The 4,289-nt window shown below is 33.2% G+C and carries 5 protein-coding genes; all 5 read right to left on the bottom strand.

Features of this window, described 5'->3' with window-relative positions; translation table 11 throughout:
- Positions 1 to 211: 211 nt before the first annotated feature.
- Positions 212 to 1,012, bottom strand: a complete 801-nt coding sequence (locus ACJAT7_RS18110; protein WP_415228199.1) for an adenylate/guanylate cyclase domain-containing protein — start codon at positions 1,010 to 1,012, stop codon at positions 212 to 214.
- Between the two features lie 4 nt (positions 1,013 to 1,016).
- The gene (locus ACJAT7_RS18105; RefSeq protein WP_415228198.1) at positions 1,017 to 1,544 is read right to left on the bottom strand and encodes a Pycsar system effector family protein; all 528 of its coding nucleotides are present in this window, start codon (positions 1,542 to 1,544) and stop codon (positions 1,017 to 1,019) included.
- Between the two features lie 86 nt (positions 1,545 to 1,630).
- Positions 1,631 to 2,557 carry a putative phage abortive infection protein gene (locus ACJAT7_RS18100; RefSeq protein WP_415228197.1) on the bottom strand — a complete coding sequence of 309 codons (927 nt, stop codon included), beginning with the start codon at positions 2,555 to 2,557 and terminating at the stop codon, positions 1,631 to 1,633.
- Positions 2,558 to 2,934: 377 nt separating this feature from the next.
- Positions 2,935 to 3,765 carry a hypothetical protein gene (locus ACJAT7_RS18095; protein WP_415228196.1) on the bottom strand — a complete coding sequence of 277 codons (831 nt, stop codon included), beginning with the start codon at positions 3,763 to 3,765 and terminating at the stop codon, positions 2,935 to 2,937.
- Positions 3,766 to 3,883: 118 nt separating this feature from the next.
- Positions 3,884 to 4,289, bottom strand: a 406-nt coding sequence (locus ACJAT7_RS18090; RefSeq protein ID WP_415228195.1) for a hypothetical protein, incomplete at its 5' end; no start/stop codon positions are given.

Raw genomic sequence — 4,289 nt, 5'->3', positions numbered from 1 at the left:
AACCGATATTTTCTAGATTTGAGTTAAAAGTTATCGGTTAAGTGAGTTGCTGCATATAAGAATGCGGCAATAGGCTTTAATACGCTGAATCAGATTATGCTAGATTTAGTGAATTGAGATTGAGCCCGTATAAGCGGACTAAAATTGTTGGTTATAATGTGGAGCGAAGCGAAACCTAACCAACTGCTTTAGTTACGTTTTCAATACCTTTTCAGCACTCGTCCTCGGCAATGATATCTGCAATATAATCGGCCCCATGTTTCTTGCACCACACACTTTGTAGGACATGCGCTTTATCAAATGAAAACCTATCATCTTCTGATAAATCAAGTTCCTCCCATAATGGGGTTGGTTCGCTACACTCACATGAATAAATTATTTTGACAGATTTAAGTTTCTTAAAGTATCTCTCAGAGACATGAATTTCATCGTCATCAGATAGGCTTGCTAACTTTGCAGCCATATTGACTGCTTTTCCAGCCCAAACTTCATTATGCATATCACCTCTAGTAATACTTTTTCTAAATCCTATTTTACTGACAAGTAAAGTGGCTTGATCAATACCAATATGAACGCCAGTATCAACTTCAGTTTTATTCGTAACTCTAGGTGTAAACTCTTCTTTAATAAAAGTTTTAAATGTAACAGCTGAAGCAAATGCACTGTTGACTTGTGTGGCATTAAATAAGGCAAAAACACCATCTCCTTTAATATCAATGTATTTTGCCCCAAAGCTTTTAAATAATCTAACAGCCGTTCCCGTAAATAGAGTGTAACTTCTTGCTGTTGTACCTGCATGATGTGAAGCACTCAATTTTGTGGAGTTTTTCATGTCCACAAACACACATATAACATCCTTAATTTTTAGCCATTTTTTAGAGCCCTCACCTGGAATATCATCCACATGTGGGATCTCATCGACCTCTTCAGTGAAAACCCTTACTTTAAATTTTTCTATCTGCTTATCAATTATTTCTTTTTGCTTTTCTGGTAATTGGGTTTTATTAATCATAATTTCAGCCTATAAATTTAGTTAACATGCTCACGCCAAAACTGATAACACCTAATATTGTAAGCCATGAAGAAAAAGTGAATTGCTTATACTTATTTAAAGCAATTTCAGAATTAGTAACAATTTGCGAAGCAACATCTAACTCGAAATCATTAAAATTTTGACGTACTGCCCCTAGCTTTTTTGATAATAACGTCAAGTATTCTCTATTTGTATATTTAGCAATGTGGCCAAAAAAAACACAATTGTCAGAATTATTTTTTCCCCCTACTTTAAACCAAGGGATCTCCAAAATCGGGATAAAAGAAATCAAACATGTTATTGCTGAAGCAATTATAAACATGTAGCCAAAAGAGTTTAAACAATTAGCAATAGAAGAAAGATTTTCTTGTTTAGCTAATACACGGGCAATTCCCCATGTAAGTCCACAATTTAAAATAAGTAGCGCTGCATTTTTTTGCTCTGCAAACTTCAGCCATTCGTTAATAATTTTAAAAATACCGTCTAATTTATCGGCAAAATTCTCATCCACGATGATACTTCCTTAGAGTACTAACGCCTCATTCAGAGGCAAATAATTGTTGGTTAAAATAACGAGGCACGTGCAATAGCCAACTGTTATTTTTCCTGCTGCAATGACTTGTTATGTGCTTCTTTACGCTCTCTATTTTTCTTTTTAATTTTTCTTATTTTTTTACGATCAAATGGAACATGAAACTTGGATTTAGATTTCGGTATTTCAATTCCATGAAAATAAGAATAAATACTACGGTGTGTATTGGATACACCAATATCTTGCCCACGCTCTGAATATAAATTAGATTCATGAACGAAGTTTCTTAACTTGTCATTAGGTTCAGCTACTAAACATTGGTAAAAAAGGTATTTTAACTCATACACTGTTAATTGTGAGGCTAGTAAGTCTCGATAAACCTCTTTTTCTTCTTCCGTATCTAGCTGAGAGTTAATTAGAGAAAAAATTGACACTATTGTTTCTAAATAACGGGATTGCCTAATTAAAAGAGTCTGTGTTTCAACAAAAAGTGCATATGACATTTCAGTAGCGAGATCTTCATCATTAGGATTAAATCCTTGAAAACCATATTGTGAATAACTTTTTTTTAATCTGGTTAGTAGGAATGCTAAGGCATCGATTCCTTTTAATCTCACATTATCTACATCTGAGAAAATCGATAGTTCAGAAAGATTTTTTTTATGATAATCTAATAGACGATAAAAAGATTCATTAAAATTTTGGCTTTTAAATATTTTCTTTTGTTCTGATATTTCTTTTCTTGTTTGGCTTAGCTCTTCTCTTTGAAGTCCAAGTTCTTCACGTTGCAATAAGACGGTAATTATCATGCCAGCAAAAGCTAAACCTGAAAACATTGAAGTTACAACGCCAAAACTATCACCAAAAACACCTGCTTTATTTATCGAAATCTCATCAATAGGCCACGCTAAAAAAATAAGTACACTGGCGTAAATCATGACAATTAAAACAACACCGCTTAGAATGAACTTAGATAATTTCCCTACAGTCAACTTATACTCCTTGATATTTATAAGCACCTAACGTTTTAGTATTTGTACGTTGCGCTGTTTGCATGGCACAAGCCGCTTGTTGGACTTGGCCGATGCCTAGTTAAGGTTAATTGGTATACTTTATGCTATGGAAATTTGCTTTTTTTGATGCTGGCTCTGGGCTGTAGAGCAGTTTTGAACTGATTATTTGGCTTGAATTGTACATGTTTCATTGAAATTCCCTTGTCATTTTAGTGTTCCATCACATCTTTTTAAGTTTAGCTGATTCAATGAGGATAATATACTCGATTGAGTCAGTATTTGGCTCCGCGCAGCGGCTTAGTTCAACGTCTCAATAACCAACCGTAATACATCTAGTTGATTAACTTGTTATCATTTTACAACTTGGTACTTATGGTCAACTCAGAATTAATTCGTTGACAAAAAAGTATACAGTTTATTATTAACTCACTAATTGATAACGTAGTGACATTGATTTTATTATCTTGTTCATCATAACCACCTCTATGAGTACAATGGTGCCTCATTGAAATTGCTGTAGTAAGCCATTTTATATCTCCAAAATCAACATTTAAAACTGATTTATAAAGCCTAGCAGAAATCTTTATTTTATGAAAAATGAGACCTTTTAAATAGTCACCTACGATATTTTTAATATTTTCTTGTTTAGAATAAATATCGTTAAGTTGGATAGTTTGGGCTTTAAAATGAGGATCTGTTTCAATAATTTTTCTTATGAGTAGATCAGATTTAGTTACTGAATGAATAAAAGTAGAAGATAAATAAGCCTCCACTGATGCAACAATATGCGCATGCAACATAACTAGAAATTGAAATTTTTCGTCTTCTGTCGAAGGTAAACTATTTAAAAGAGATTTAGCACTTTTTATACTTATTAAAAAATTATCAAATTGCTTCGATGACAAGATATCCCATGTTAACTCTTCTTCATAAGGGTCTGTTTCCAGTTCATATGGTTGCAGATATACATAATTACCTGAATTTAAACCCTCGATTTTATCCAAGATACTTTGATCAGAAAACTCGGCAAAAGAAACTACGTATTCATAAACCAACCCATCATTACTTTCACTTGGGGTAATTTCAAAATCTAATTGTTCCAGCTCATCGATGGATATACCAAGAACTGTCGCCAATTGTTGATTTACTATCGACTCTTGTTGTTCTTCCAATTGCCTATTACTCATATGAATTACTCAATTCTATTTAAAAAATAACGCCCGCTTAAGCGGACTAAAATTGTTGATTATAATGTGGAACAGGTCTAAACGTAACCAACTGTTTTAGTTCGATTTAAATACCTTGCTATGAGTTTTTACTTTTCTTAAACATGTTTGTTATTCCAGCGCCACCTGCAATAGCTAAACTAGAAGTAAGTATAATTTTAACTAGCTCATTTTGATCTTTTAACATTGCAACAAGTATTAATAAGACTACCGAAAATATGCTCCCACCTAAAATTATCATTGCTCGTTTATTGACTTTACTTTCCAATTCAAGCTCTCGTTCATGTTTAGCCGAAGCTAAACCCGCGTCTCTTTTTTCACGCTCATCTTTTTGGATTAGATACTTATCCCAAGACTCTAAACCATGTTCAGCTAACTTCTCTATTGTGCTAGCTATCTGCTCAATATTTTTAACTTTTTCGTTAATTCGTTCAATTTCATGATTAACTTCGAGTAACTCTTGATCTTTCAAATTATAACCTTCC

The organism is Psychromonas sp. (assembly GCF_047632995.1).
In the GTDB taxonomy this organism is placed as follows: domain Bacteria; phylum Pseudomonadota; class Gammaproteobacteria; order Enterobacterales; family Psychromonadaceae; genus Psychromonas.
Note: the sequence above shows the minus strand (reverse complement) of the source record. Positions and strands in the feature narration are given on the sequence as shown.

Excerpts from the sequence above, each read along its gene's own strand:
- ACJAT7_RS18110 (WP_415228199.1), bottom strand. The coding sequence starts at position 1,012 with ATGATTAATAAAACCCAATTACCAGAAAAGCAAAAAGAAATAATTGAT.
- ACJAT7_RS18095 (WP_415228196.1), bottom strand. The coding sequence starts at position 3,765 with ATGAGTAATAGGCAATTGGAAGAACAACAAGAGTCGATAGTAAATCAA.